26 protein-coding genes and 1 tRNA gene are annotated in these 25,286 nt (G+C 70.7%); 11 read left to right on the forward strand and 16 right to left on the reverse strand.

Translation table 11 applies throughout. From position 1 onward, the window contains the following. Positions 1-48: 48 nt before the first annotated feature. Together ACI3KX_RS00950 and ACI3KX_RS00955 are read right to left on the reverse strand one after the other, a co-directional pair. Positions 49-945 carry a DUF3027 domain-containing protein gene (locus ACI3KX_RS00950; RefSeq protein WP_404907164.1) on the reverse strand — a complete coding sequence of 299 codons (897 nt, stop codon included), beginning with the start codon at positions 943-945 and terminating at the stop codon, positions 49-51. Next, positions 929-1,312 (reverse strand): cold-shock protein, encoded by a 384-nt coding sequence (locus ACI3KX_RS00955; RefSeq protein WP_194413393.1) that lies wholly within the window; start codon positions 1,310-1,312, stop codon positions 929-931. The genes ACI3KX_RS00950 and ACI3KX_RS00955 overlap by 17 nt, the downstream gene beginning before the upstream one ends. Positions 1,313-1,456: 144 nt before the next feature. On the opposite strand from ACI3KX_RS00955, the gene ACI3KX_RS00960 reads away from it, so the two are divergent. From ACI3KX_RS00960 to ACI3KX_RS00970, 3 genes are read left to right on the forward strand one after another with little or no spacing between them, the layout of a single operon-like run. Next, positions 1,457-1,720, forward strand: coding sequence for a multidrug ABC transporter ATPase (locus tag ACI3KX_RS00960; protein ID WP_331910384.1), 264 nt, complete (start codon positions 1,457-1,459; stop codon positions 1,718-1,720). Between the two features lie 5 nt (positions 1,721-1,725). Continuing rightward, a complete protein-coding gene (locus ACI3KX_RS00965) occupies positions 1,726-3,447 on the forward strand; it encodes a helicase-associated domain-containing protein (RefSeq protein WP_404907166.1) in 1,722 nt (573 codons plus the stop codon). Between the two features lie 51 nt (positions 3,448-3,498). Beyond that, positions 3,499-5,139, forward strand: coding sequence for a DNA repair helicase XPB (locus tag ACI3KX_RS00970; protein ID WP_363353360.1), 1,641 nt, complete (start codon positions 3,499-3,501; stop codon positions 5,137-5,139). Positions 5,140-5,199: 60 nt separating this feature from the next. Here the strand turns inward: ACI3KX_RS00970 and ACI3KX_RS00975 are convergent, their stop codons facing one another. Continuing rightward, positions 5,200-6,993 carry a bifunctional metallophosphatase/5'-nucleotidase gene (locus ACI3KX_RS00975; protein WP_363353362.1) on the reverse strand — a complete coding sequence of 598 codons (1,794 nt, stop codon included), beginning with the start codon at positions 6,991-6,993 and terminating at the stop codon, positions 5,200-5,202. A 282-nt stretch (positions 6,994-7,275) separates the two neighbouring features. Between ACI3KX_RS00975 and ACI3KX_RS00980 the strand changes: the two genes are divergently transcribed. Continuing rightward, positions 7,276-8,103 carry an SDR family oxidoreductase gene (locus ACI3KX_RS00980; protein ID WP_404907169.1) on the forward strand — a complete coding sequence of 276 codons (828 nt, stop codon included), beginning with the start codon at positions 7,276-7,278 and terminating at the stop codon, positions 8,101-8,103. A gap of 60 nt (positions 8,104-8,163) precedes the next feature. Next, positions 8,164-8,712 (forward strand): TetR/AcrR family transcriptional regulator, encoded by a 549-nt coding sequence (locus ACI3KX_RS00985; RefSeq protein ID WP_404907170.1) that lies wholly within the window; start codon positions 8,164-8,166, stop codon positions 8,710-8,712. A gap of 26 nt (positions 8,713-8,738) precedes the next feature. Here the strand turns inward: ACI3KX_RS00985 and ACI3KX_RS00990 are convergent, their stop codons facing one another. From ACI3KX_RS00990 to ACI3KX_RS01000, 3 genes are read right to left on the reverse strand one after another with little or no spacing between them, the layout of a single operon-like run. Further along, positions 8,739-9,446, reverse strand: coding sequence for a pyrimidine reductase family protein (locus ACI3KX_RS00990; RefSeq protein ID WP_404907172.1), 708 nt, complete (start codon positions 9,444-9,446; stop codon positions 8,739-8,741). Then, entirely contained in the window at positions 9,446-10,354 is a 909-nt protein-coding gene (folP, locus tag ACI3KX_RS00995; RefSeq protein WP_404907174.1) for a dihydropteroate synthase, read from the reverse strand. Before folP ends, ACI3KX_RS00990 begins: the two co-directional genes overlap by 1 nt. Further along, positions 10,351-11,589, reverse strand: a complete 1,239-nt coding sequence (locus ACI3KX_RS01000; RefSeq protein WP_404907176.1) for an NAD(P)/FAD-dependent oxidoreductase — start codon at positions 11,587-11,589, stop codon at positions 10,351-10,353. Before ACI3KX_RS01000 ends, folP begins: the two co-directional genes overlap by 4 nt. A 229-nt stretch (positions 11,590-11,818) precedes the next feature. Here ACI3KX_RS01000 and ACI3KX_RS01005 point away from each other — a divergent pair, with 229 nt between their 5' ends. The 3 genes from ACI3KX_RS01005 to ACI3KX_RS01015 all read left to right on the forward strand — a co-directional run bounded on the left by ACI3KX_RS01005 (position 11,819) and on the right by ACI3KX_RS01015 (position 14,712). After that, positions 11,819-12,511: a response regulator transcription factor gene (locus ACI3KX_RS01005; protein ID WP_308869889.1), complete on the forward strand. Its 693-nt coding sequence runs from the start codon at positions 11,819-11,821 to the stop codon at positions 12,509-12,511. 188 nt (positions 12,512-12,699) lie between these two features. Beyond that, on the forward strand, positions 12,700-14,283 hold the full coding sequence (locus tag ACI3KX_RS01010; protein WP_404907178.1) for a sensor histidine kinase: 1,584 nt from the start codon (positions 12,700-12,702) through the stop codon (positions 14,281-14,283). A 141-nt stretch (positions 14,284-14,424) separates the two neighbouring features. Then, complete coding sequence (locus ACI3KX_RS01015) at positions 14,425-14,712, forward strand: WXG100 family type VII secretion target (protein ID WP_349428162.1); 288 nt, start codon at positions 14,425-14,427, stop codon at positions 14,710-14,712. Positions 14,713-14,796: 84 nt separating this feature from the next. Here the strand turns inward: ACI3KX_RS01015 and groL are convergent, their stop codons facing one another. The 5 genes from groL to ACI3KX_RS01040 all read right to left on the reverse strand — a co-directional run bounded on the left by groL (position 14,797) and on the right by ACI3KX_RS01040 (position 18,852). Beyond that, entirely contained in the window at positions 14,797-16,416 is a 1,620-nt protein-coding gene (gene groL, locus ACI3KX_RS01020; RefSeq protein WP_349428163.1) for a chaperonin GroEL, read from the reverse strand. Positions 16,417-16,605: 189 nt separating this feature from the next. Then, positions 16,606-16,806 (reverse strand): cold-shock protein, encoded by a 201-nt coding sequence (locus tag ACI3KX_RS01025; protein ID WP_045298154.1) that lies wholly within the window; start codon positions 16,804-16,806, stop codon positions 16,606-16,608. Between the two features lie 130 nt (positions 16,807-16,936). After that, positions 16,937-17,506, reverse strand: coding sequence for a LytR C-terminal domain-containing protein (locus ACI3KX_RS01030; protein WP_363353375.1), 570 nt, complete (start codon positions 17,504-17,506; stop codon positions 16,937-16,939). A gap of 68 nt (positions 17,507-17,574) precedes the next feature. After that, positions 17,575-17,823, reverse strand: coding sequence for a DUF3263 domain-containing protein (locus ACI3KX_RS01035; RefSeq protein ID WP_404907180.1), 249 nt, complete (start codon positions 17,821-17,823; stop codon positions 17,575-17,577). Between the two features lie 9 nt (positions 17,824-17,832). Next, positions 17,833-18,852, reverse strand: a complete 1,020-nt coding sequence (locus ACI3KX_RS01040) for a DUF2332 family protein (protein WP_404907182.1) — start codon at positions 18,850-18,852, stop codon at positions 17,833-17,835. Positions 18,853-19,043: 191 nt separating this feature from the next. Between ACI3KX_RS01040 and msrB the strand changes: the two genes are divergently transcribed. Together msrB and ACI3KX_RS01050 are read left to right on the forward strand one after the other, a co-directional pair. Next, the gene (gene msrB, locus ACI3KX_RS01045) at positions 19,044-19,460 is read left to right on the forward strand and encodes a peptide-methionine (R)-S-oxide reductase MsrB (RefSeq protein ID WP_363353380.1); all 417 of its coding nucleotides are present in this window, start codon (positions 19,044-19,046) and stop codon (positions 19,458-19,460) included. Then, positions 19,460-19,996: a nitroreductase family protein gene (locus tag ACI3KX_RS01050; RefSeq protein WP_363353382.1), complete on the forward strand. Its 537-nt coding sequence runs from the start codon at positions 19,460-19,462 to the stop codon at positions 19,994-19,996. The genes msrB and ACI3KX_RS01050 overlap by 1 nt, the downstream gene beginning before the upstream one ends. A 117-nt stretch (positions 19,997-20,113) precedes the next feature. Here ACI3KX_RS01050 and bcp read toward each other — a convergent pair whose 3' ends face one another. The 5 genes from bcp to ACI3KX_RS01075 form a co-directional block, all read right to left on the reverse strand. Then, a complete protein-coding gene (bcp, locus tag ACI3KX_RS01055) occupies positions 20,114-20,587 on the reverse strand; it encodes a thioredoxin-dependent thiol peroxidase (RefSeq protein WP_404907184.1) in 474 nt (157 codons plus the stop codon). Between the two features lie 38 nt (positions 20,588-20,625). Continuing rightward, positions 20,626-21,477, reverse strand: coding sequence for an HpcH/HpaI aldolase/citrate lyase family protein (locus tag ACI3KX_RS01060; RefSeq protein WP_404907265.1), 852 nt, complete (start codon positions 21,475-21,477; stop codon positions 20,626-20,628). 392 nt (positions 21,478-21,869) lie between these two features. Continuing rightward, positions 21,870-22,826, reverse strand: a complete 957-nt coding sequence (locus tag ACI3KX_RS01065; protein ID WP_404907186.1) for a DMT family transporter — start codon at positions 22,824-22,826, stop codon at positions 21,870-21,872. Positions 22,827-22,845: 19 nt separating this feature from the next. Next, a tRNA-Thr gene (locus ACI3KX_RS01070) sits at positions 22,846-22,921 on the reverse strand. 38 nt (positions 22,922-22,959) lie between these two features. Further along, entirely contained in the window at positions 22,960-23,916 is a 957-nt protein-coding gene (locus ACI3KX_RS01075; protein ID WP_349428172.1) for a thioredoxin domain-containing protein, read from the reverse strand. A 222-nt stretch (positions 23,917-24,138) separates the two neighbouring features. On the opposite strand from ACI3KX_RS01075, the gene ACI3KX_RS01080 reads away from it, so the two are divergent. Continuing rightward, entirely contained in the window at positions 24,139-25,242 is a 1,104-nt protein-coding gene (locus ACI3KX_RS01080; RefSeq protein WP_308869902.1) for a sn-glycerol-3-phosphate ABC transporter ATP-binding protein UgpC, read from the forward strand. The last annotated feature ends 44 nt before the right edge of the window (positions 25,243-25,286 follow it).

Genomic DNA, 25,286 nt, shown 5'->3' on the forward strand with positions numbered 1-25,286 from the left:
GCGGGCAGCGGTGATCCACCCTGTCGTCGTGCTCCGAGGAGCCGGGCCTCAGGACTCGTCGGCGTCGTCGTCCTCTTCTGAGTCCTCGTCGTCCGAGTCGTCGTCCGAGTCGTCGTCCGAGTCGTCCTCGTCGGACTCCTCGTCGTCGTCGAGGTCGTCGGACTCGTCGTCATCATCGCGGTCGTCGTCGAAGTCGTCGTCCTCTTCGTCGTCCTCGTCGTCGTCCTCGTCGAAGTCGTCATCCTCGTCGGCGTCGTCCTCGTCGGAGTCGTCGGCGTCCTCGTCCTCGTCGGCACCGGCCTCGGCGAGCTCGTCGATGTCGACCCCGTCGACGTCGCCGGCGTGGAGGATGGACGATCCGTCGTCGTCGAAGTCCGACGCATCGAGGTCATCGACGTCGTCGAGGTCTTCGTCCTCGTCGTCCTCGTCATCCTCGGCGTGGGCGGCCTCGGCCAGCGCCGCCTGCGCGGCGTGGTAGTCGGCGAGGCGCACGGCCCACGGCACCCAGTCCGGCGCGAGCAGCGCGCCGTCGCCCGGCAGCAGCTCGACCTCGAGCACGGTGGGCTCGGCATCGTCGACGCGCGCGAGACTCACGGTCCAGAACCACCCCGGGTAGCCCGAGAGGCGGTTCGCGAACCGGAGCGAGACGACTCCTCCGGCTTCCACGCGATAGTCCGCGGGCTCGCCGATCGACGTCTCGGGAGTGATCTCGCGCAGCGCCGCGAGCGCGAGGTCGTGCGCGGCGAGCAGTTGCGGATCGGGCTCGACGACGGCAGCCTCGTCCGGCTCGACGACGTCGGCCTCGTCGGGCTCGACGACGGCAGCCTCGTCCGAGGCAGCGGATGCGGCATCCGTCACTGCGGACTCGTCAGATGGCGCGTCAGAGGCGGCGTCCGCTGCGGCGACGACGTCGGCAGGATCGGCCGGATCAGGCGTCGAGCTCATCAGCCACCTTGCGCAGCACGGCGGCGACCTTCTTGGCGTGCGCGCCGCTCGGGTATCGGCCGTGGCGGAGGTCGCCGCCGATGCCGTCGAGCAGCTTCACGAGGTCCTCGATGATGATCGCCATGTCGTCGGCGGGCTTGCGGGAGCGCTTGGCGAGGCTCACCGGGGCCTCGAGCACGCGCACCGACAGCGCCTGCGGGCCGCGCTTGCCGTCGGCGATGCCGTACTCGAGCCGCGTGCCGGCCTTGGGTGCGGGCGTGCCGGGAGGCAGGGCGGTGGCGTGCAGGAAGACGTCCTGACCGTCTTCAGAGGTGATGAAGCCGAACCCCTTCTCCTCGTCGTAGAACCTGACCTTGCCGGTGGGCATCGAAACCTCGCTGGATCGGTCGCCGCGAACACCGCGGCGAAACAGAGCATGACAAAAGCGGGGTCTTCCAACCCCGGTACCCAGCCTAACGGACCGGTGCACATTCGGATCGTGGCGCCGACGCCAGCGAGTAGGCTGGAGCGGATGAGCACAAACCCTGCCGGCGACGTTCCCGTCCGCCGCATCGACCGCATCCTGGCCTTCATGTCGCTGGGCCTGCTCGTGCTCTCGATCCTGAGCTTCTTCGCGATCATGATCGCGTCCGCCGCCGGCGCCGACATGAGCACCGGCGTCTGGCCCCTCGTGGGCGTGCTGGTGTACGTCGCTCCTCTCGTGGCGTTCGCACTGCTGCTCGCGGTCTTGATCATGAGCTTCGTGCGGAGGGCTCGAGCCAACCGAGGAGGCTGACACGCTTGGTCTCCGACGCGCGCGCTCTTGCGACGCGGCTCGCCGAACTCGGTGACGCCGCGCTCGCCCGGACGCTCGCGGCGCGCGGCGTCTCGGCACAGAGCGGCTGGCACGACTTCTTCGACGCGGCCGAGGGGCTCCTCGATCCCACGTCGGTCGACCGCGCGCTGACGCATCTCGACCGGCGCGACCTCATCGCCCTGCACACCGGAGCGGGTCCGCTCGACGGCGCGCCCGCGCGTCTCGCGCTCGTCGATGCGGAGGGCATCGCCTACACGGCGGTCGTCGAGCGGGTCGCTGCGGCCGCCGACGCGACTCCGAACGCCTTCCGCCCCGCCCTCGCACCGGCCGACCCGGTGCCGGCCGAGCCACGCGCCGCCGCGGCCGCCGCCGAGCGTGCGTTCACGACCGCCGGCTCGCTCGCCGACATCCTGCTGGCGTGCCTGCACGCTCCGCTCGCACGAACGGGGGCCGGACCGATCAGCGCAGTGGACCGCCGGCGGCTGACGGATGCCGGCGCCATCGAGTTCGCCGAGGACCTCGAAGACCTGCTCGCCTCCGCCGCCGACGCGGGACTCGCGGACGCCCGCGAACGCGAGTGGACCGTCACCGACGCGGGCGAGCAATGGCTCGAGGCCCCGACGCCGGAGCGCTGGGAGACCATCGCCGAGGGATTCCGCTCCGCGCTGCCCGACGGGCTGCGCACCCCGGCGCACGGCTTCCTCGTCCCCGACGCGTGGCCCGACATCTACCCGCTCGACCCGGAGTGGCCCGCACGCGCCGACAGGCTGCGCCGCATCGGCGTGCGCTGGGGGTTGTTCGGCAGGGACGACCCCGCCGCCGAGTTCGCGTGGACCACGGCGCTGCGGGCCGGCGAGCCCGCGGATGCCGGCACCATGGCCGCCTACCTCCCCGCCGAGATCGACCGTGTCTATCTGCAGGCCGACCTCACGGCGATCGCGCCGGGCCCGCTCGCGCCCGCCCTCGACCTGCGCCTGCGTTCCATCGCCGTGCGCGAGTCCCGCGCGCAGGCGTCGACGTACCGGTTCACCGCGGCGTCGGTGGGCGCTGGCATGACCGAGGGCGAGACCGCCGATTCGATGCGCGCCTTCCTCGCCGAACTGTCGCTGACCGGCATCCCTCAGCCGCTCGACTACCTCATCGAGAGCACGGCCGCACGCCACGGGCTCGTGCGCGTGAGCACGGACCACCTCACCGGGCGCACGCGCGTGGAGAGCTCCGACCCCGGCCTCCTCGACGCGATCGCGATCGACCAGGCGCTGCGCCCGCTGGGCCTCATCGCCGACAGCGGCCTGCTCACGTCGCGGGTGGCTCGCGACGCCGTCTACTGGAGCCTCGCCGACGCGCGCTACCCGGTGGTCGCGCTCGACGCGGACGGTGCGGCCGAGTCGGTCCACCGCCGGGCCGCGGTCGCGCCGTCCGTGCCCCCGGCGGCTCCGGAGGCGACGTATGCCCGCCTGATCCGCACGCTGCGGGGCGGGCACGGCACTCAGGGCGAGGCGGGCTGGCTCGAACGCGAGCTCGAGCAGGCCGTGCGCGCCCGCGCCGAGATCCTGGTGGTCGTGCGGATGCCGGACGGCTCGGAGCGCTCGTTCGTGCTGGAGGCGGCCGGCCTCGGCGGCGGACGCCTGCGCGGGCGGGATCGCGCCGCGGACATCGAGCGCACCCTCCCGGTGTCGAGCATCGTGAGCGTCGGCGCGGCGTGAGTCCATCCAGGGTGCGCCGGTCGCCGGCGAGCCCCGGTAGACTGGCACGTTATGGCTGACGGCCCCCTCATCGTCCAGAGCGACCGCACGGTTCTCCTCGAGGTCGCGCACCCCGATGCGGAGAGCGCGCGGCACGAACTCGCGATCTTCGCCGAGCTCGAACGCGCCCCCGAGCACATCCACACGTACCGCATCACCCGGCTCGGGCTGTGGAACGCACGGGCGGCCGGTCACGACGCCGGAGACATGCTCGCAACGCTCGATCGCTGGTCGCGCTTCCCGGTGCCGCCGTCGGTGTCGATCGACATCTCCGAGACGGTGGGCCGCTACGGGCGCTTGGTGATCGAACGCAACGAGGAGGGCGAGCTCATCCTCCGGTCGACGGATGCCGCGGTCCTGGCCGAGGTGTCCAAGAACAAGCGCATCCAGCCGCTGCTGATCGGCCGCCCCTCCCCCGACGCCTTCGTCATCGACGCGTGGGCGCGCGGCCACATCAAGCAGGAGCTGCTGAAGATCGGCTGGCCCGCCGAGGACCTCGCGGGGTACACGCCGGGCACGCCGCACCCGATCGACCTCGCGGAGGACGGCTGGCACCTGCGGCCGTACCAGCGGCAGGCCGTCGACATCTTCACGCAGGGCGGGTCGGGCGTCGTCGTGCTGCCCTGTGGCGCCGGCAAGACTCTCGTCGGCGCGGCGGCGATGGCCGACACCAAGACCACGACGCTCATCCTCGTGACGAACACCGTCAGCGCCCGGCAGTGGCGCGACGAGCTGCTCAAGCGCACGTCGCTCACCGCCGAGGAGATCGGCGAGTACTCCGGTCAGGCCAAGGAGATCAAGCCGGTCACGATCGCGACGTACCAGATCCTCACCGCCAAGCGGAAGGGACAGTACGCCCACCTCGCCCTCCTCGACGCCCTCGACTGGGGCCTCATCGTGTACGACGAGGTGCACCTGCTGCCTGCGCCCGTGTTCAAGCTCACCGCCGACCTGCAGGCGCGGCGGCGGCTCGGGCTCACCGCGACGCTCGTGCGCGAGGACGGCCGCGAGGGCGACGTGTTCAGCCTCATCGGCCCCAAGCGGTTCGACGCGCCATGGAAGGAGATCGAGGCTCAGGGCTTCATCTCGCCGGCCGTCTGCTACGAGGTGCGGGTCGACCTGCCCGCCGGGGACCGCCTCGAGTACGCCGCGGCCGCCGACGACGAGCGGTACCGCCTCGCAGCAACCGCACCCGCGAAGATCGGCGTCGTGCGCGACCTGGTGGCGCGCCACGAGGGCGAGCGCATCCTGATCATCGGCCAGTACCTCGATCAGATCGACGTGCTCGCCGAGGCGCTGAACGCCCCCAAGATCACGGGCCAGACCCCGATCGACGAGCGGGAGCAGCTGTACCAGGCGTTCCGCGTCGGCGAGATCTCGGTGCTGGTGGTGTCGAAGGTCGCGAACTTCTCGATCGACCTCCCCGAGGCATCCGTCGCCATCCAGGTGTCCGGGTCGTTCGGCTCACGCCAGGAGGAGGCGCAGCGGCTCGGACGCCTGCTGCGTCCCAAGCAGTCGAACCACACCGCCAGCTTCTATACGCTGATCGCCCGCGACACCGTCGATCAGGACTTCGCTCAGAACCGGCAGCGGTTCCTCGCCGAGCAGGGCTACGCCTACACGATCCTCGACGCGCACTCACTCGCGGCCTGAGCCCCAGAGAACGCCGAACGGCCCGGCGGTGCGATGCAGCGCCGGGCCGTTCGTCCGCGTTTACTGCTTGATGATGCGGTCGAGCGTTCCGGGCGCGTACGGGCTGTTCGCGCTGAGGTACGCAGCGAACGCGTCGATGTCGAGCCCGCCGTAGTACACGTTGCCCGCCGCCAGGAACGTCGGGAACCCGTCGCCGCCGCCCGCGAGGAAGTTGTTCGTCACGACGCGATACACCGTCGTGTCGACCAACGGCTCGCCGTTCAGCGTGACCGTGCCGAGCGTGGTGCCGGAGTACGTGTAGGCGAAGCCCTCGCTCACCTGCAGGATCTTCGGCTGGGCGGTGTTCGGGCCGCTCCACTGCTGCACCAGCAGCTCCTTGATCTGGGCACCGGTGAGGTCCAGCGACACGAGGTAGTTGTTGAACGGCTGCACGTTGAACGCCTCCTCGTAGGTGACGTCACCCGGCGCTTCGCCCCACGCCGACGCGCTGTAGGTGAGGTCGGTGCGGATCCCGCCGGGGTTCATCAGCGCGATCTGCGGTGCGGCGTACGGCCCGATGACGCTCGGGTCGGCCAGCTGGGCGTCGGCGATCAGATCTCCGAGCGCCGACTCGCCGCCCGCGTTGGGCACGCGGTTGATGTCCGAGGCGATCGAACCGATCACCTCGCTCGCGATCGGCGCGACCAGTTCCTTGTACTTTGCGATCAGATCGGTCTCGGCCGGGTCCTTGTCCACGTTGCGCGTCACGAGCATGTTCTCGCTCGTGACAGACGTGCGCACGATGTCCTGCGTGCGGCGGTCGTACGAGAGATTCGTCTCGGTGTACAGGCGCCCGAACGAGGAGGCGGACGTGACCATGCGGCTCTGGCCCGCGGGGTCCGGGATGTTGCAGACGTACGGCGCGTGGGTGTGCCCCGACACGATCAGGTCGATCGCCGGATCGAGGTTCTGAGCGATGGGGATGATCGGGCTGTTCGCCGCGATCTCCGCCCCGTTGCCGCAGGCCGCGTTGTAGGCGGCGCTCGACGGAGGTGTGCCGCCCTGGTGGATCAGCACGACGATCGCGTTCACGCCTTGGGCCCGGAGCACCGGCACCAGGGCGTTCGCGGTCTCCACCTCGTCCTTGAAGTCCAGGCCGGCCACGCCGGAAGCGGTGACGATGTCGGGGGTCTCCTCGAGCGTCATGCCGATGAAGCCGATCTTGGCTCCTCGCACATTCTCGATGGAGTACGCGGGGAGGATCGTCTCGTTCGTCCCGTCGTAGACGACGTTCGCCGCGAGGAAGTCGAAATCGGCCCCGGCGAAGGAGCCGTCCGGGCACGAGTTCTGGTTGTTCGCGCCGTCGCCGTCGTCGATGCAGCCGCCGTTCGCCATGCGCAGCAGCTCGACATAGCCCTCGTCGAACTCGTGGTTGCCGACGGCCGAGACGTCGAGGTGGAGCGCATTGAGCGCCTCGATCGACGGTTCGTCGTGGAAGGCGCCGGACAGCAGCGGCGAGGCCCCGATGAGGTCGCCTGCCGCGACGGTGAGGGAGGTCTTCTCGTGCCCCTCCCGCGCCTGCGCGAGGTGGGTCGCGAGGTATTCGACGCCGCCGACCCCGGGAGGGGCGAGAGTGTCGGTGGTCACGCCGCCGGGCAGGTTCAGCCGGCCGCTGGAGCCAGCGGGGGGCTCGAGGTTGCCGTGGAAGTCGTTGAACGACAGCAGCTGGATCTCGATCTCCGGGCCGTTCGGCTTGTTCTTCTCGCCCGGAGCGGCGCTGGCGGCTCCGGGACCGGCCAGTGCGAGCGCCACGGCAGTCGCGGCGATGACCGCTCCTCCAGTCAGGCGCGAGATGGATGTCGTGCGCGTGTGCACAGGGCCCTCCCCTTCTCTGGCGGACGCCTCCGCCCGCCGTATGCACGCGTCCTCGTGGGCGCGATCAGGATGAACCTAATACAGAGCACGCGGGTGCGACAGAGCCGGTGCCAGGATGCCGTGCACCTGTTAACGGAGACGTCACGGCGAAGTCGCCGAATCGCACGGGCGCGCAGAGCTATCGAGCCATGGCGAACCTCTTGCACTACATAAATAGTACGTCTACACTACGTTCGTAGTAGGCGATGATTCAGGCGCCCACGACGGGGACGGAGGGACGACATGCCGACAGCACTCGTCACCGGAACGAGGCGCGGGATCGGAAGAGCGGTCGCCCGTCGGCTCGCGGGGTCGGGATGGACGGTCTTCGCGGGGGTCCGCGACCTCGCCGATTGGAACGACGTCACGGTGGCGGACGAGCACATCACCCCCGTCAGCCTCGACGTCACCGACCAGGCGCGTATCGAGGCCCTCGCCGACGCCCTGCCCGATCGTCTGGACGCGCTCGTCAACAACGCCGCATTCGCCGTTCTGGGACCGGTCGAGACGCTCACCACCGCGGATCTTCGGCGACAGTTCGAGGTCAACGTCGTGGGCACGGTCGCCGTCACCCGGGCGGTGCTCCCCCGACTGCGCGCGGCAGCGGGCAGGATCGTCTTCGTCTCGTCGGTCGGCAGTCGGTCTGTCATCCCCATGGAGGGCGCCTACTGCGCCTCGAAGTGCGCCGTGGAGGGGATCGCCGATGCTCTCCGGGTGGAACTGCGCCCCTGGAACATCGCCGTGTCCGTGGTCGAACCCGGGCCTACCGACACCGAGACCTGGCGCGAGGTCGACACCATGATCGACGACATGGAGACGCGGATGTCGCCGCGGGATCGCGACCTCTACGCGCGGCACGTCGTCGGGCTGCGGAACAACATTGCGCGAATGGGATCCGCTGCGGCACCACCCGACGCCGTCGTTCGCGCCATAGAACTTGCGTTGACCGTGCGGCGGCCACGCGCGCGCTATGTGGTCGGGGCTCCGGCACGGGCGATGGTCGCCATGCACGCACTTCTTCCGACCCGCACCGGAGACGCGATCGGCGCCCGCATCGCGGGTCTGACGTGAGCCACTGAGCCCGGCCGACGCGATGGCGCTCTGCGCCCAGCCGTCGCCTATGGTCAGAACATGGCTTCAACGAGAGATCGCGCTCTGGAAGCCGCGGTCGCGCTCGTGGGTGAGCAGGGCATAAGGGCGTTGACGCACGCCCGGGTCGACGAGCGGGCGGGGCTGCCGAGGGGGTCTACCTCGAACTGGTTCCGCACGCGCGACGCACTCATGGCCGGGGTCGTGGCGTGGATCGCCGAGAGCGAGCGAGCCGACCTCGCCTCGGACGGGAGGCCGCCGATCGAGACGCCCGAGCAGCTCGTCGACGCGCTCAGCGGCGCGATCGCGCTCCAGACCGGGCCGCTCGCGTCGCGGACGAAGACGCGCTATGCGATCTTCCTCGAGTGCGCCGGCGATGCCGAGCTGCTCGCTCCCCTGCTCGCCCAGCGTCGCGTCTTCGTGGACTGGACCATCGCCCTGCTGACAGCCGTCGGCGCGCGCTCTCCCCGGGACGCGGCCCGCACGCTGATGGCAACCGGCGAGGGGCTCGTCCTCCATCGCATGACCGTGGATCCGGATGCCGAGATCCGGCCCGTCATCGAGCGCGCCGTGCGCGCCGCGCTCGACTGAGGCAGGCCCGCGCCCGCCCGGCGGCGTCACACCACGACGTAGCGCAGGAAGACGAATCCGTCCTCGTCCGTCACGACTCCGGCGAGCGCGAACCGGCGATCGGACTCGGCCGCACCCTGTGCGATGCGTCCCGCGTCGCCGCCCACGAATCGGGGTGCCACGGTGAGGCAGACCTCATCGACCAGGCCGGCGTCGAGCAGCGCGCCGAAGAGGTGCGGGCCACCCTCGCACAGCACCTGATTCCATCCCCGGCGGGCGAAGGCGTCGAGCGCGGCGACGAGATCGACCGACGCCGCGCCGCACGGCAGCACCTCGGCCACCGCTGCGAAGAGATCGCCGCGGGCGTCGGCGGCGGCATCCGTCGTGACGATCAGCGGGCGCCCCGTCGCCTCGGCGAACACGGAATCGTCTGGCTCGAGGTGCAGGCCGCCGCTGACCACGGCGAGGGCCGGCTGATCGGCGAGGCCGTGCGCACGCCGCCACTCGACGTGGTCGGCGTCGACCTGCAGTCCGCCGTAGCCCTCGGCGCGCACGGTCCCGGCGCCGACCACCACGACGTCGGCCATCGCGCGCAGCACCTGCATGAGCGTGCGATCGGTGTCGCCGCCGAGGGCGCCGCTCTGCCCCCCGAGCGTGACGGCGCCGTCAGCGCTCGAGACGAAGTTCATGCGCACCCGCGGCTCGGCCCGGTCGGGCAGCTCATATGCGACGAAGAGCTCGTGGCGGGTCGGCATCAGGCGTTCCCTTCGGCGCGGGCGTTGTGCAGTTCGAGAACCGGCTCGCGCCAGCCCAGGATCGCCTCGACCATGCGCATCGCGTCCACGGTCTCGCGCACGTTGTGGGCGCGGACGATCCGGGCGCCGTGGAGCACGCAGTACACCGCCGCGGCGAGCGAACCCGAGAGACGGTCGCCGCGGTCACGATCGAGCGTCTCGCCGACGAAGTCCTTGTTCGAGAGAGCGACGAGGAGCGTGGATCCCAGCGCGGTCAGCTCGTCGAGCCGCCGCGTCAGCTCGAGCGAATGACGCGTGCTCTTGTTGAGGTCGTGGCCCGGATCGAGCACGATCCGCGCGTCGGGCACGCCACGTTCGCGCGCGAGCTCGCGCCGGTCGGCCAGGAAGCCGGCGATGTCGCCGATCACGTCGTGATAGCGAGGCAGCGGATGCGGGGTCCGGGGCGCGGCAAGGCTGTGGGCGATGACGACGCCCGCGCCGCCCTCCGCGATGACGTCGGCCATCGCCGGGTCGTGCAGGCCCGTCGTGTCGTTGATGATCGCGGCACCGGCCTCGATGGCGGCGCGTGCCACCTCGGGCTGGAACGTGTCGACGCTCACGCGCGCGATCGGCGCCAGCTCGCGCACCACGGGCACGACGCGTGCGATCTCCTCCTCGACCGGCACCGGGGGTCCGGGCGCGAACTTCACCCCGCCGACGTCGACGATCTCCGCTCCCGCCTCGGCGGCGGCGACACCGGCTGCCACCGCGGCGTCGAGGGCGAAAGTCGCACCACGGTCGTAGAAGGAGTCCGGCGTGCGGTTCACGATCGCCATGACCGCGACGTGCCGCGCGAGGTCGAGAGGGCCGCCGGGAAGATCGAGCACTCCCGTGAGCAGCGCGGGGGCCGAATCGGGAGCGAGGGTCACGGGAGAAGGCTAGTCAGTGGCACGTCCGCATTCCGCAGGCGCTCCGCGTCGAGCCGTTCGCCCGATCGGATCAGCGCCTGCACGGTCTCGTTCACGTCCCAGACGTTGACGTTCATACCCGCGACCACGCGACCCCTGCCTGTGGAATCGGGGGCGTCGACCCAGAACGCGATGAACTCCCGGCCCGCGAGATCCCCGCGGACGACGAGCTCGGCATCCGTCATGAGCGGCGCGTAGCCGGACAGCTCCATGCCGAGGTCGAACTGATCCGTGTAGAAGTACGGGATGTCGTCGAAGGATGCCGGCTTGCCGAGCATCGACCGCGCCGCGACCTTGCCGGCGTTCAGCGCATTCGCCCAATGCTCGCTGCGCAGATGCCGCTGCAGCACCGGGTGGAACGGGTTGGCGACGTCCCCCGCCGCGTACACGTCGGGTGCGCTGGTGCGCAGTGCCGCATCGGTGAGGACGCCGTTCAGGATGTCGAGGCCGGCCGCCTCGGCGAGCGCGGTGTCGGGTGCGGCGCCGACGCCGACCAGCACCAGATCTGCGGGGAGCGTCTCACCGTCGACGACGACGCCTTCCGCTCGGTCGGATCCGGCGATGCGCTCCACCGCGACCGACGTGCGCAGGTCCACGCCGTGCTCCAGGTGCAGACCCCGGAAGACCTCCCCCATCTCGGGGCCGAGCGCGGCCGCGAGCGGCACGTCGTCGCGCTCGAGGATCGCCACGTCGTTGCCGAAGCCACGCGCGGTGGCGGCGACCTCCATGCCGATCCACCCCGCACCGATGACCACCAGCCGCCGGCCCCCGTCGCGCAGCTGCGCGGCGAGCGCGTCCGAGTCGTCGAGGCGACGCAGCGTCACGACGCCGGGCAGCTCGTGGCCGGGCAGCGGGATCATGCGCGGCGTCGCACCGGTCGCCAGCAGCACGGCGTCGTAGCCCAGTCGTGTCCCGTCCTCGAGCTCCGCCGTGTGAGCGGCGGCGTCGAGCGCACGCACGGCCACGCCGGTGATCAGCCGGATGCCCCGCTCGGCGTACCACTCGGCGGGGTGCAGGATGACGGCATCCGTCCCCTCGCTCCCCGCGAGGTACCCCTTCGACAGCGGGGGTCGCTGGTAGGGCGGATGCGGCTCTGCGGCGACGACCGTGATGTCGCCGTCGAAGCCCTCGTCGCGCAGGGCCTCGGCCGCCGTACCGCCGGCGAGGCCCCCTCCGATGATCAGCATGTGGCTCATGACGGCTCCTCTCGTCGACGTGCGGGCGTCAGGGGAAGCGCGCGGACGGCAGACGTCACCTCGATCCATCGCGCAACAGCGAACGGCTCGCCTGGCCCTGACGCTACCCTTCCTCGCCCCCGCAGTGGCCGCTCGAGGTTCGAGATCCGCCGCACCGACGCGTGGACGAATTCGGGGCCGCGTCGCAGATATCCAGACGCCGCATGGATTCCGCCGACATAATGAGGGCATGACCGCACCGCGCATCCTCGTCGTGGACGACGAACCGAACATTCGCGATCTGCTGATCACGAGCCTGCGATTCGCCGGATTCCAGGTACGGGCCGTCTCCAACGGCGCTCAGACGATCTCGGCCGTCCTCGAAGAGGAACCGGACCTCATCATCCTCGACGTGATGCTGCCCGACATGAACGGGTTCAGCGTCACCAAGCGCCTCCGCGGCGCCGGCTACACGGCGCCCATCCTCTTCCTGACCGCGAAGGACGAGACCGAGGACAAGATCACCGGCCTCAACGCCGGCGGTGACGACTACGTCACCAAGCCCTTCAGCCTCGACGAGATCGTGGCCCGCATCCAGGCGATCCTGCGCCGCACGATGCAGGCGGACGAGGAGTCCGTGATCCGCGCAGGCGAGATCACGATGGACCAGGACACGCACGACGTGCAGGTCGGCGAGGCCTCCATCGACCTCAGCCCCACCGAGTTCAAGCTGCTGCGCTACCTCATGCTGAACCCCAACCGCGTGCTGTCGAAGGCGCAGATCCTGGACCACGTCTGGGAGTACGACTTCAACGGCGACGCCGGCATCGTCGAGAGCTACATCTCGTACCTCCGCCGCAAGATCGATCCGCACTCGTCGGAGCCGCTCATCCAGACCAAGCGCGGCTTCGGCTACATGCTGAAGGCCGGCAAGACCGCCTAGCGGCGGCGAGCAAGGGGGACGATCTGGCGCAGAAGCCCGACGCGATCACCCGGTGGTGGCGCGGCACGAGTCTGCGCGCGAAGGTCACCGGGGTCACCGTCGCGCTCCTCGCGGTCGGCCTCATCGCCGCCGGCGTCGGCACGGCGGCCTTCCTGCGCAACTCGCTCATCGACGGCGTCGACACGCAGGTGGACTCGCTCGCCCGCACGGATGCGGCAGGCCCACTGATGGATCTGAGCGCCAACGAGGGGAATCTCGAGGCCGAGCCGATCACGAACGCGCCGCCGACGGATTATTTCGTCGCGGTCTACGAACCGACCCACGGCAAGCTGCTCGAGACCGCGGGAGGGCGAGGCGGCCCGGAGCCGGCGTTCCCTTCGGCGTTCCCCCTGGACGTCGCGCAGTCGCAGGAGCTGCGGATCGCGACGCTATCCTCCGAGGATGGCGACACGGAATTCCGCGCAACCGTCACGGTGCAGGAACTGGCCAACACAGGACTGCTCTACACGCAGATGGTCGCCGTCCCCCTCGCTACCGTGAACCGCACGATCGCGTCGTACATCGGCATCTACAGCATCCTCGCCATCCTGATCCTCGTGGGCGGGGCGGTGGCCACCCGCTACCTCGTCACCCTCACCTTCCGCAGCCTCGGCCAGGTCGAATCGACGGCCGACGCGATCGCCGCGGGCGATTTCAGCCTGCGCATGACCGACATCGAGCCCACGACGACCGAGGTCGGCCGCCTCAAGACCGCCATCAACGCGATGCTCGACCGCGTCGACGCCGCCATCACGCAGCGCGATGCGACCGTGCGGCAGATGCGGCGGTTCATCGGCGACGCCAGCCATGAGCTGCGCACCCCGCTGGTGACCGTGCGCGGCTATGCCGAGCTGTACCGCATGGGAGCCGTGCGCGGCGACGAGGACGTCGCGCAGTCCATGGAGCGCATCGAGAAGGAGGCGATCCGCATGGGGCTGCTGGTCGAGGACCTGCTGGCCCTCGCGCGCCTCGACGAGCGCCGCGACGTCGTCATCGGTCCGGTCGACCTGCGCCCCGTCGCCCGCGATGCCGCACTCGACGTCCGTGCGGCCTCCCCCGCACGCCCGGTCACCGTCATCGACACCACGGTCGAGCATCCTGCGCGGCCGGTCGAGGAGGAAGCGGCGGGCGTCGCCGACGAGAAGCGGCGCACCGGAAGCACCTCGGCGATCTCCCGGGCCGGCGCGACGCTGTCGCTGCTGCGACGGCGTCCGAAGCCCGTGCCGGCGACCGGAGCGGCGGCATCCGCCCTGCCCCCGCTGCTGCCGGATCCCGACGGCACCGCCCCTGCGGACGGGCTTCCGCCCATCGTGCTCGGGGACGAGAACCGGATCCGCCAGGTCGTGACGAACCTCCTCGGCAACGCGCGACGGTTCACCGCCGACGACTCGCCCATCGAGCTGCGCGTCGGGACGGACGCGCGCTCCCGCATGGGCTGGATCGAGATCGTCGACCACGGCGAGGGCGTGCCGGATCAGATCAAGGACAAGATCTTCCAGCGCTTCTGGCGGGCCGACACGTCGCGAACGCGTGAGACGGGCGGCTCCGGGCTCGGTCTGTCTATCGTGGCATCGATCGTGGAGGCGCTGCACGGCTCGGTCGACGTCGTCGACACCCCAGGCGGCGGCGCGACGTTCCGCGTCGCGTTCCCGCTGGCCGACGCCCGCGCCGCTGCGGAGCACCTCGACGTCCTGACCCAGCCGATGCCGCGCCTGGCCGACGCGTCGGAGTGACGCGCCTCCTCCCCCGCCGGCGATTCCGCGTCTCCGTCCCCAGATGACGACGGATGCCGTTTCCCGCGCATCCCCGGCCCCTAGCGTGGCGTGCACCGCGGGTTCGGCATCCGGCCGCCGCACGTTGATCAGGAGTCCCGAATGGCCGTCTTCACCGTCGACAGCGACAGCATCCTCACCTCGACCGCCACGGTGCGCGGCACGATCGACCGGCTGCAGGCGGAGTCGAACGCGATGCTCTCACAGCTGACCCAGCTGCAGTCCTCGTGGACCGGCTCTGCCTCTGCGGCATTCGCGGGTGTCGTCGAGCAGTGGCGCGCCACGCAGCGCCAGGTCGAGGAGTCCCTCGCCAGCATCAACGCGTCGCTCGCCGCCGCCGGCCGCCAGTACGCCGACACCGAACTGGCGACGACGAGCCTGTTCCGCTGATCTTGTTCCGCTGATCCCCCGAACGCAGAACGGCCCCTCCGCGAGGAGGGGCCGTTCCGTGTACGCGTTACGCGAGGGGCGGGATCAGAAGTCCATGCCGCCGGTCGGGTCGCCGGCCGGGGCCGAGACCTTCTCCGGCTTGTCGGCGACGACGGCCTCGGTCGTGAGGAAGAGGCCGGCGATCGACGCAGCGTTCTGCAGCGCCGAACGGGTCACCTTGGCGGGGTCGATGATGCCCTGTGCGAACAGGTCACCGTACTCGCCCGTGGCGGCGTTGAGGCCGTGGCCCGCGGGGAGCTCCGACACCTTGTTCGCCACGACGCCCGGCTCGAGACCGGCGTTGAGGGCGATCTGCTTCAGCGGGGCCTCGATCGCGACACGCACGATGTTGGCACCGGTCGCCTCGTCACCGGTCAGCTCGAGGGCGTCGAGCGCCTTCCGGCCGGACTGGATAAGGGCGACACCACCACCGGGGACGATGCCCTCCTCAACGGCCGCCTTCGCGTTGCGAACGGCGTCCTCGATGCGGTGCTTGCGCTCCTTGAGCTCGACCTCGGTGGCCGCGCCCGCCTTGATGACGGCGACGCCACCCGCGAGCTTGGCGAGGCGCTCCTGAAGCTTCTCGCGGTCGTAGTCGCTGTCGGTGTTCTCGATCTCGCGACGGATCTGCGTGACGCGACCTTCGAGCTGTCCGGGGTCGCCGGCACCCTCGATGATCGTGGTCTCGTCCTTGGTGACGATGACCTTGCGCGCACGGCCGAGCAGGTCGAGGGTGGCGTTCTCGAGCTTGAGACCGACCTCCTCGGTGATGACCTGGCCGCCGGTGAGGATCGCGATGTCCTGCAGCTGCGCCTTGCGACGGTCGCCGAAGCCGGGAGCCTTGACGGCGACCGACTTGAAGATGCCGCGGATCTTGTTGAGCACGAGGGTCGCGAGAGCCTCACCCTCGACGTCCTCGGCGATGATGACGAGCTCCTTGCCGTCCTGGATCACCTTGTCGACGACGGGCAGAAGGTCCTTGATGTTCGAGATCTTCTGGTTCGCGATGAGGATGTACGGGTCCTCGAAGACCGCCTCCTGGCGCTCCGGGTCCGTGACGAAGTAGGGGTTGATGTAGCCCTTGTCGAACCGCATGCCCTCGGTGAGCTCGAGCTCGGTGCCGAACGTCTGCGACTCCTCGACGGTGACGACGCCTTCCTTGCCCACCTTGTCGATGGCCTCGGCGATCAGCGCGCCGATCTCCGGGTCAGCGGCCGAGATCGATGCCGTGGCAGCGATCTGCTCCTTGGACTCGACCTCCTTGGCGGACTCGAGCAGCTCGGCGGTGATGGCGGCGACGGCCTTCTCGATGCCCTTCTTGAGCGAGATGGGGTCGGCGCCGGCTGCGACGTTGCGCAGGCCCTCGCGCACGAGCGCCTGGGCGAGAACGGTCGCGGTGGTCGTGCCGTCACCGGCGACGTCGTCGGTCTTCTTGGCGACCTCCTTGACGAGCTCCGCACCGATCTTCTCGTACGGGTCGTCCAGCTCGATCTCCTTGGCGATGGAGACACCGTCGTTCGTGATCGTGGGTGCGCCCCACTTCTTCTCGAGCACGACGTTGCGACCGCGCGGGCCGAGCGTCACCTTGACGGCGTCGGCCAGGATGTTGAGGCCGCGCTCGAGGCCGCGGCGGGCCTCCTCGTCGAAAGCGATGATCTTTGCCATGTGTGTGTCGTCCCTCCGGAACGTTGGCTTTGGGTATTAGCACTCAACAAACACGAGTGCTAAATCATTCTGGCACTCGACCCTATCGAGTGCAAGCCGCGGTGACGGATGCCGACATACGAGGAGACGGGATGCCTCGCGGCATCCCGTCTCCTGGGTCATGTCAGCGCCGGGCGCTGGGTCGGCTGGTCAGACGACGCGCACCGACTCCGCCTGAGGGCCTTTCTGGCCGGAGCCGACCGTGAACTCCACGGTCTGACCCTCTTCGAGCACGCGGAAGCCCGACATGTCGATGTTCGAGTAGTGGACGAAGACGTCCTGGCCGTCGGCGACGGTGATGAAGCCGAATCCCTTCTCGGCGTTGAACCATTTGACGGTGCCCTGGGTCATGCGAATCTCCTGTAGCCGGCGGTGCAGGGCTTCATCGTATGCAGGCGAAAACTCGGCCTCGGCGTGATTCGTCACTTGTTGACACGCAGGAATACAAGTGTTTACCGGCGCGAAACACGACGCCCGGCGATCAGGGAGTGGGTGCGGGCGTCTGCCCCGCGGCGGTGCGGTCGAGGCCGATCACGACCGTCAGCTGAGGGACATCGGGCGAGGTGGCCGGATAGGCCTCGCTCTGCTCGATCTCCGCGCCGCCGATGACGCCGGCGAGGCCGGCCGCAGCCGCTTCGTCGGCAGGATCCACGTAGAAGACGGTGGTCGTCGGGAAGTCCTGCGAGCCCGCTTCACCCGCCGTGACCTTGTCGTCGGCCCATCCAGCGCCCACGACGACGTCCTTCATCTGCGTGGCCAGTCCCTGCTCGGGAGTCGCGTTGAGGATCATCACGTCGTAGTTCATGTCGACCACCGGCGTGACCTCGGGGACGGGCGCCACCGTGGGAGTCGGCGTCGGCACGAGCTCGATGCGGCCGGACGCCAGCAGCGTGCCGAAGATCCCGATGACGATGAGCACGACGGTGGCCAGCGCCGCCCACAGCAGCACGACCCAGCCGCGCATCCGCGGGTTCTCCGCCCGGTGGGCGCCCACGCGGTCCGTCTCCGGCACATCGTCGAAACGATCCCGAGGGAAGCTGGTGGTCGGCACCCGTCGATGCTACCCGGCGAACGCCGGGCGTTCCGTCTGCGACAGCCGGTCCGGGCCCGAACCGCGACTCAGCGCGCGTCGGCGGCGCGGGCGGCGCGCTCGTGGAGGCGGGCCTCACGCAGCCGCCGCAGCCGCTTGACGAGCATCGGATCGTGCTCCTGCGCCTCGGTCGTGTCGATGAGTCGCCCGAGGAGCTGGTAGTACCGTGCCGGCGAGATCCCCAGCTCGGCGCGGATCGCCTCCTCCTTGGCTCCCGCGTGCCGGCGCCATTCGACCTCGAAGTCGAGGAGGGCGCGGTCGCGGTCGGTCAGAGGCACGCGTCCACGCTAGCCCGCGGCATCCGTCTCTCCGGTGCGCCACGCGCGCCAGTGCACGAACGAGCCGAGCGGATCCACCGCCGCGAGCGCCTCGCCGTCCCGGCCGAGCACGAAGCCGCCCCACGCGTCGGGGTCCACGGGCGACCGCCACCCCTCGTGCAGGGCCGGCGGATCGATCGTGATCCACACCGCGTCCAGTCGCCGCACGGCCTCGATGAGGCGCTCGCGTCCGGCACGCGGGATGTGCGGGAGCACGCCGGGGGTCGTCACGACGAGCGTCGCGCCGGCCGGCGCGGCCCCGGCGGCGGCGTGCAGCACGTCCGGGTCGGACGCGTCACCCGCCCGCAGCAGTGGTGGGTCCGCCGCGGCGATGTCGAGGGCTGCGGCGATGCGGTCGGCTCGCCCGGCCTCTCCCGGCCACACGAGGCTCGTGAGGAAACGGCGATCGCCGGCGTCGGCGGCGTCCAGCGGATCGAGGTCGATCCCGCCGCGCCACACCACCTCCGGCATGCGCAGGGGCGGATCGCCGGTGATCTCGCACTCCAGCACCACCGTCGACTGCCCGCCGGCAGGATCCAGCGCCACCACGCCGCCACCGCTGCGGTAGCGGTACGAGTAGCGGTCGGGATAAAGGCACAGTCCCGCGCTCGCGCCGACCTCCAGCAGCGCGATCGGCCCGGGGATCGTCGCCAGGGCGGGGAGCAGGACGGCACACCGCATCGGCTCGTTGGTCTGCAGGCGCCGCACGGATGTCTCGGCCACGGTCTGGTCGGCGTGGGCTCGCAGCCACGCGGCCCACGCCGCGAAGCCTGCCTCGGGCGCGCCGAGCATGCGCGTGACCGCGAAGACGAGCGGCGGCTGCCGGCGCGTGGCCGGGATGCGCGCGAGGATCGCGGCGACCTCCGGATCGGCCGCCACACCGCCGGCCCAGCCCGCGTAGAGCTCCGAGCGCCCGGGGGCCTCGTCGCGCGCGAAGCGCGCGTACCGCTCCACGACCGCCGCGGTCTCGGCATCCGGGTCCTGGGTCATCCCGCCATCCTCCCCCACGGTCCTGCTCTCCGGGGTTTGGGGCGCCCGGTGAACGTTCGGGGCGCACGCGACGCGCCCCGAACGTTCCTGGCGCGCCCCATACCCCGCCACCCGACGGCCCGCTGCGCCACCGGCTGGGGTTGAATGGAACCTGGAGTGCACGGGCCGGATGCTGTGCCCAGGAGGAGACCATGAACTACGCCGTCGACAAGAGCGACGCCCAGTGGCGCGAAGACCTGACCGCCGAGCAGTACGCGGTGCTGCGCGAAGCCGGCACCGAGCGGCCGTGGACCGGTGAGCTGCTCGACGAGGGCCGCGCCGGCCTGTACACGTGCGCGGCGTGCGGCGCCGAGCTGTTCCAGAGCGGCACGAAGTTCGACTCGCACTGCGGGTGGCCGAGCTTCTACGAGTCGATCCGTCCCGAGGCGGTCGAACTGATCGAGGACAGCAGTCACGGGATGGTGCGCACCGAAGTGCGCTGCGCGAACTGCGGCTCGCACCTCGGCCACGTGTTCCCCGACGGCTTCGGCACCCCGACGGGCGACCGCTACTGCATGAACTCGATCTCGCTGCAGTTCACGCCGGGCGACGACGCCGGGACCGTCTGATGCCCGGAGCACTGGAGGCTGCCCTCGCGCGCCGTTCGTGGTCGAAGGTGACCGACGAGGCGCCGACCCACGCCGAACTGCTGCAGTTCGTGGCGGCCGCGGGCCGAGTCGCCGACCACTCGTCGCTGCGGCCGTGGCGGCTCATCGAGCTGCGCGGCGAGGACCGCGAGCGGCTGGGCCGCGCGATCAACAAGGCGCAGGGCGACAAGGGCGTCTCGTCGAAGCCGCTGCGCGCACCGCTGCTCATCGCGGTCGTGGCGAGCTACCGCAGGAGCCACAAGGTGCCGCGCTGGGAGCAGGAGGCCGTGGCCTCGGGCGTCGCGCACATGCTGAGCCTGCTGCTCGACGACGCCGGCTGGGGCGTCTTCTGGCGCACCGGCCACTACACGCGTGCGAAGGCCGTCGCGAAGGCCCACGGTCTCAAGAAGAACGAGGAGCTGCTCGGCTGGCTCTACGTCGGCGGCAAGCCGCCGCGCTCGCGGCCGGAACGGCGCAAGGCCGTCGACGCCCGCGCGTTCGTCACCCGCATGCCCTGAGGCAGGCGCATCGTCGCCCTGGCGCCACGTGGGCGCCCGGGAGGCGGGCGGATCGAGACGGATGCGGCGCTCCGCGCTCCCTGCCGGGAGGGCGTCGGCGGCCGGGCCGAACCCCGCTCAGGCGGCGAGCTGTGCCCGGAGGCGGTCGACGTGGCCCTGCGGGTCGACGCGGTACTCGGCGGACTCCACCGTGCCGTCGGCGGCCAGCACGAAGGTCGAGCGGATGAGACCCACGCGCTCCTCGCCGCCCACGACCTTGGTGCCCCAGGCGCCCCACGCCTCGGCGACGGCGTGGTCCTCGTCGGAGAGCAGCGGGAAGTCCAGCTGCTCGGCCTTCGCCCACTCCGCGAGCCGCTCGACCGGGTCGGGCGAGATGCCGACGACGGCCACGCTGGCGGCCTGGAGCGAGGCGAGGTTGTCGCGGAAGTCGCAGGCCTCGGTGGTGCAGCCGGGCGTGAAGGCGGCCGGGTAGAAGTACACGATCAGGCGGCGCCCGGCGAAGTCCTCCGGGCGCACGACGGTGCCGGTGGAGTCGGGAAGAGCGAAGCCGGGGTTCCGGTCGCCTTCGTGCGGGCGGATGTCGTCAGCCATGTCATGTGTCCCTTCGAGGGTCGGGGGTGGTGCGGCGGTCACGACGTCGGGTGGACGCCGAACGCCATCGCAAGCTTCTCGATCTTCTGCGCCCGACCCAGGCGAGGCAAGTCGCTGCCGTCGCGGATGACGCGGCCACGGCCCTCGAAATCGGCCAGGAAGTCCAGTGCCCACTCCACCTCGCTCGGGGTCGGGCAGATCACCTCGTTGATGACGGGCGCCTGCTCCGCGGCCAGGCACAGCTTGCCGGTCATGCCCATCGAGACGGTGATCGCGGAGTGCTCGCGCAGCGTCGGCATGCTGTTGCCGACGGTGGGGCCGTCGATGGGGCCGGGAAGGTCGCCCACGCGACTGGCGACGACCAGGCGGGCGCGCGGGTAGGCCATGGCCTCGGCATCCGCGCTCATGCCGGTGTCGCGCCGGAAGTCTCCGCTGCCGAACGCGAGCCGGAACGCGCCGCGCGCGCGGGCGATGTGCGCGGCATCCTCCATGCCCAGCGCCGACTCGATCAGCGCCACCACGGGCACGCTGGCGCGCAGGCGGTCGAACGAGCTCGTGACCTGGTCGGGCGACTCGGTCTTGGCGAGCATGATGCCCAGCAGCCCGGGCGCGCCGACGAGCGCAGCCAGATCGTCGGCCCAGAAGGGGCTCGCCGCGTCGTTCACGCGCACCCACGCGCGACCGCCGGCGGTGAGCCAGTCGACCACGTCCTGGCGGGCCTGCGGCTTGTTGCTCGGATCGACCGCGTCCTCGATGTCGAGGACCACGGCGTCGGCACGCGAGGCCGCCATATCGTCGAACGACTGGGGGCGCGTTCCGGGCACGAGAAGCCAGGAGCGGGCGATCGACGGGTCTACGGCGCGATGGCGCCCCGGACGGGTCGAGATCATGGTGCGCAGATCCTCCTCGGGATCGAGGACCTCTGCACCGTTGCCATAGGGATCTGCCGACATCTCACTCTTCTTCCGTGCTTCGGGTCTCGCTCGGCCCGGGCCGTCGGGGTCTCGGCCACGCGGGGCGCGACAGGCGGCCGGCGGATTCTCCGGTCGACCGCATCGGGTGCGCGCTCGCGGGGGTTCCACACGGAGCACGACGCCTCGGTGCGGCTGACGACGCCGGGGGTCCGACGGTCGCGCCGCCATCCATTCCATCATCTTCTCGAGCGCGACAGCGCATGTGACGGCGGCAGGGACCCGCGGAAGCGCCGGACGGGTGCGTCGTGCGTCCGCGGGGAGAGCCGCCGATTCTTCCGCGGGGAGCGCTGCCCGTTCGGGCCGCAGCGTCAGCGCCGCGGCCGAGGCATCGCTCGCCAGGGCACGGCCGCCACGACGACCGACAGGATCGCGAGCGTCGACATCAGCAGCGACACCCCGAGCGCCGGCCCGCCCGCCGCGGGCCAGATCGCATCGATCAGGACCGACGTGACCACCTGCCCCACGACGGTGCCGAGGCCGAGCAGGAGCACCCCCGTGAAGGGCACGAGGGCTGCGGCGAGGAAGATGTACGCCACCCCGATCACGCCGCCGAGATACAGCCACGGATCCGCCGGGTACGACGTCGGCGCGCCCGCGACCGCCACGTGGATGAGCTCGGCGACACCGAGCACCGCCGTGCCGCCGATGAAGTTCACGAGCGTCGCGGTCAGCGGTGTGCCGACACGCTGACGCAGCCGCCCGTTGACCGCCGACTGCCAGGCGATGCCCGCCCCGACGAGGAACGGCAGCACGACGAGCACGGGCGGCGCGTCCACGCCCCCGGCCAGCGACACGCCGGCGGCGAGCATCGCGAGGGCGCCGCCCAGGAGCCGCGCGGGCGTCACCGCGACGATGCCGGCGGGACCCACGCCCGCGCGGTCCAGCAGCAGGCCGCTCACCGTCTGCCCGGCGACCGTTCCCACGGTGAACAGCGCGACGCCGATGATGGCGACGGAAAGCGACTGGGTCGCGACCGACAGCGCGCCGGCGACGCCGCCGCACAGCATCCAGATCGGGACGCGGCGCCCGCGGACTCCGGTGACCAGCGCGGCGAATCCTCTGCGCCCCTGCGGCAGCGCCGCCGAGAGCACGAGGACCACGATCAGGCCGGAGCCGAACGAGATCACGGCCGCGGCGAACCCGTCGCCGATGCGGACTCCGAGCTGGCCGTTGATGCGGGCCTGCGCCGCGGTGAGGATGCCGATGAGCGCGGCGCCGCCGAGGCCGATCCAGACGGGCGGGCGGGATGCGGTCACCCGATCCATCTTGCCCGCTGCCGGTTCGTGGAGCCGACTACGGGACTTGAACCCGTAACCCCCGTATTACAAGTACGGTGCGCTACCAATTGCGCCAAGTCGGCAGAGCGCCCAGTCTAGCGGCGCCCGCGCGGGCACCCGATCAGGGGGCCGTCGTCGGCGTCGGCGTGGGAGTCGGCGTGGCCTTGTAGTACGCGTCGCTCGCGACGGTGAGCACGAACTGGGCGAACTCCTTGGGGTCGTCGAGCTTGCCCACGTACTGGGTGCCGTTGACGAGCACCATCGGCGTGCCGGTGAGGGTTGCACCGTCTGTGTCAGGCAGCTCCTGCAGGGCACGCTCGGTGGCGGTCTTCGCCCACGAGGCGTACGACTGGTCCTCGATGCACGCGCGCACGACCTTGGGCCCGTCCAGGCCGGTCGCGATGGCGAGCGCGGCGAGCTCGCTGTCGCTGTAGCCGTCGGAGTCGACCTCGGGCTGCTGGCGAAGGAGCGCGTCGTTGAATGCGAAGAAGTAGTCGGGCGCGTGCTGCGCGACGCATGCCGCGGCGCCGGCGGCGCGCAGCGAGTACTTGGTGCCGTTCGACTTCGCCGTCAGCATCGCCACCGGGTAGTAGGTCAGAGTCGCAGCGCCGTCGCCGACCCACTCCGACAGCTGCTTCGTGTTCGCGAGCTGGAAGTCGCGCGAGCCGGTCGAGAGGTAGTCGACATAGACACGGATCTCGACGGCGGGGGCCTCGGTGGGGCTGGCGGTCGGTGTCGGCTCGGGCTCGGGGGTCGGGCTCGGTGTGGCCGCCTCGCCCTCGAGCGAGCCGTTCGAGTCGGGGTCCACGGAGTCGACGCCGCCGCCCCTGACATCGCTCACCACGAAGCCGTCGTTCACGACGTTCGCGGGGCTCATCATCGGCTTCGACGCGCTCGACGACACGGTCCACGTCACCACGACGGCGATGACGGCGACGAACGCGACCGCGACCACCGCGAGCGAAGTGCGCCGGATCAGACGCGCCCGCGACTGTCGCACCTTCACCTGCTGCGCCTTCTCACGCACGGCGTCGCGGCGCTCGCTGGACGCGGCGTTCTGTGACTCGTCGCTCGACATGGAACCTCTCGGGGCGGAAATCAGCCGGCATCCGGCGGGGCCGAACGGGAAAACGGCCGTCCACGATGCTAGTCAGCCACCCTGGGAAATGCCCAGACGCAACCTCCGTGCGCGCCGTGTCATACTGTTCGTGCGCCCGATGAAGGGCGTGCGGGAAAGCCCCCGCTCATTCCATCACTACGGATCGTCCGGCACGTACCTGCCGGTGAAGGAGAAGAGAACATGGCGTCCGTCACGTTTGACAACGCAACTCGTCTGTACCCCGGGGGCACTCGCCCCGCTGTGGACAAGCTCAACCTCGAGGTCGCCGATGGCGAGTTCCTGGTTCTCGTCGGCCCCTCGGGCTGCGGCAAGTCCACGTCGCTGCGCATGCTGGCCGGCCTCGAAGAGGTCAACTCGGGCCGCATCCTGATCGGCGACCGTGACGTCACCGACGTCCCCCCGAAGGACCGCGACATCGCGATGGTCTTCCAGAACTACGCGCTGTACCCGCACATGACCGTCGCCGAGAACATGGGCTTCGCGCTCAAGATCGCCGGCGTCGGCAAGGAGGAGCGCGCCGCTCGCGTGCTCGAGGCCGCGAAGCTCCTCGACCTCGAGGAGTACCTGACCCGCAAGCCGAAGGCCCTCTCGGGTGGTCAGCGTCAGCGCGTCGCCATGGGCCGCGCCATCGTCCGCCAGCCGCAGGTGTTCCTCATGGACGAGCCGCTGTCGAACCTCGACGCCAAGCTCCGCGTCCAGACGCGTACGCAGATCGCGTCGCTGCAGCGCCGCCTCGGCGTCACCACCGTCTACGTGACGCACGACCAGACCGAGGCCCTCACCATGGGCGACCGCATCGCGGTCCTCAAGGACGGCCTCCTGCAGCAGGTCGGCACCCCGCGCGACCTGTACGAGAAGCCCAACAACGTGTTCGTCGCCGGCTTCATCGGCTCGCCTGCCATGAACCTGTTCCCGGCGCACCTCGCCGAGGGCGGCGTCCAGTTCGGTGACACGGTCGTGGGCATCGAAGCCGACACGCTGGGCAAGGCGCACGGCTCCGACGTCACGATCGGCGTTCGTCCGGAAGACATCCAGGTCGCCCCGGCCGACGGCAAGGGCCTCACGGTCACGGTCGACCTCGTCGAGGAGCTCGGCGCCGACGGCTACCTCTACGGACACGCCGACGTCAACGGCAAGCGCACCGACATCGTCGCGCGCGTCGACGGACGCCGTCACCCGATCGCGGGCGACAAGGTCGCGCTGGCTCCGGTCCCCGGACACGTCCACGTCTTCGACATCGAGTCGGGCGAGCGCCTCACGGACCGGGCGATCGCCGCGGCGTAACACCGTTTCGCATATCGCGACGGCGCGGGTGGGAGCAATTCCCC

Origin of the sequence: Microbacterium sp. ZW CA_36 (assembly GCF_044987475.1) — a bacterium.
Lineage (GTDB): Bacteria > Actinomycetota > Actinomycetes > Actinomycetales > Microbacteriaceae > Microbacterium.

Excerpts from the sequence above, each read along its gene's own strand:
- ACI3KX_RS00955 (WP_194413393.1), bottom strand. The coding sequence starts at position 1,312 with ATGCCCACCGGCAAGGTCAGGTTCTACGACGAGGAGAAGGGGTTCGGC.
- bcp (WP_404907184.1), bottom strand. The coding sequence starts at position 20,587 with ATGGCTGACGACATCCGCCCGCACGAAGGCGACCGGAACCCCGGCTTC.
- ACI3KX_RS01060 (WP_404907265.1), bottom strand. The coding sequence starts at position 21,477 with ATGATCTCGACCCGTCCGGGGCGCCATCGCGCCGTAGACCCGTCGATC.
- ACI3KX_RS00985 (WP_404907170.1), top strand. The coding sequence starts at position 8,164 with ATGGCTTCAACGAGAGATCGCGCTCTGGAAGCCGCGGTCGCGCTCGTG.
- ACI3KX_RS01025 (WP_045298154.1), bottom strand. The coding sequence starts at position 16,806 with ATGACCCAGGGCACCGTCAAATGGTTCAACGCCGAGAAGGGATTCGGC.
- ACI3KX_RS01050 (WP_363353382.1), top strand. The coding sequence starts at position 19,460 with ATGCCCGGAGCACTGGAGGCTGCCCTCGCGCGCCGTTCGTGGTCGAAG.
- msrB (WP_363353380.1), top strand. The coding sequence starts at position 19,044 with ATGAACTACGCCGTCGACAAGAGCGACGCCCAGTGGCGCGAAGACCTG.
- ACI3KX_RS01005 (WP_308869889.1), top strand. The coding sequence starts at position 11,819 with ATGACCGCACCGCGCATCCTCGTCGTGGACGACGAACCGAACATTCGC.
- groL (WP_349428163.1), bottom strand. The coding sequence starts at position 16,416 with ATGGCAAAGATCATCGCTTTCGACGAGGAGGCCCGCCGCGGCCTCGAG.
- ACI3KX_RS00980 (WP_404907169.1), top strand. The coding sequence starts at position 7,276 with ATGCCGACAGCACTCGTCACCGGAACGAGGCGCGGGATCGGAAGAGCG.
- ACI3KX_RS00990 (WP_404907172.1), bottom strand. The coding sequence starts at position 9,446 with ATGCCGACCCGCCACGAGCTCTTCGTCGCATATGAGCTGCCCGACCGG.
- ACI3KX_RS01080 (WP_308869902.1), top strand. The coding sequence starts at position 24,139 with ATGGCGTCCGTCACGTTTGACAACGCAACTCGTCTGTACCCCGGGGGC.
- ACI3KX_RS00960 (WP_331910384.1), top strand. The coding sequence starts at position 1,457 with ATGAGCACAAACCCTGCCGGCGACGTTCCCGTCCGCCGCATCGACCGC.
- ACI3KX_RS01015 (WP_349428162.1), top strand. The coding sequence starts at position 14,425 with ATGGCCGTCTTCACCGTCGACAGCGACAGCATCCTCACCTCGACCGCC.
- ACI3KX_RS01075 (WP_349428172.1), bottom strand. The coding sequence starts at position 23,916 with ATGTCGAGCGACGAGTCACAGAACGCCGCGTCCAGCGAGCGCCGCGAC.
- ACI3KX_RS01040 (WP_404907182.1), bottom strand. The coding sequence starts at position 18,852 with ATGACCCAGGACCCGGATGCCGAGACCGCGGCGGTCGTGGAGCGGTAC.
- ACI3KX_RS01000 (WP_404907176.1), bottom strand. The coding sequence starts at position 11,589 with ATGAGCCACATGCTGATCATCGGAGGGGGCCTCGCCGGCGGTACGGCG.
- ACI3KX_RS01065 (WP_404907186.1), bottom strand. The coding sequence starts at position 22,826 with ATGGATCGGGTGACCGCATCCCGCCCGCCCGTCTGGATCGGCCTCGGC.
- ACI3KX_RS00950 (WP_404907164.1), bottom strand. The coding sequence starts at position 945 with ATGAGCTCGACGCCTGATCCGGCCGATCCTGCCGACGTCGTCGCCGCA.
- ACI3KX_RS00970 (WP_363353360.1), top strand. The coding sequence starts at position 3,499 with ATGGCTGACGGCCCCCTCATCGTCCAGAGCGACCGCACGGTTCTCCTC.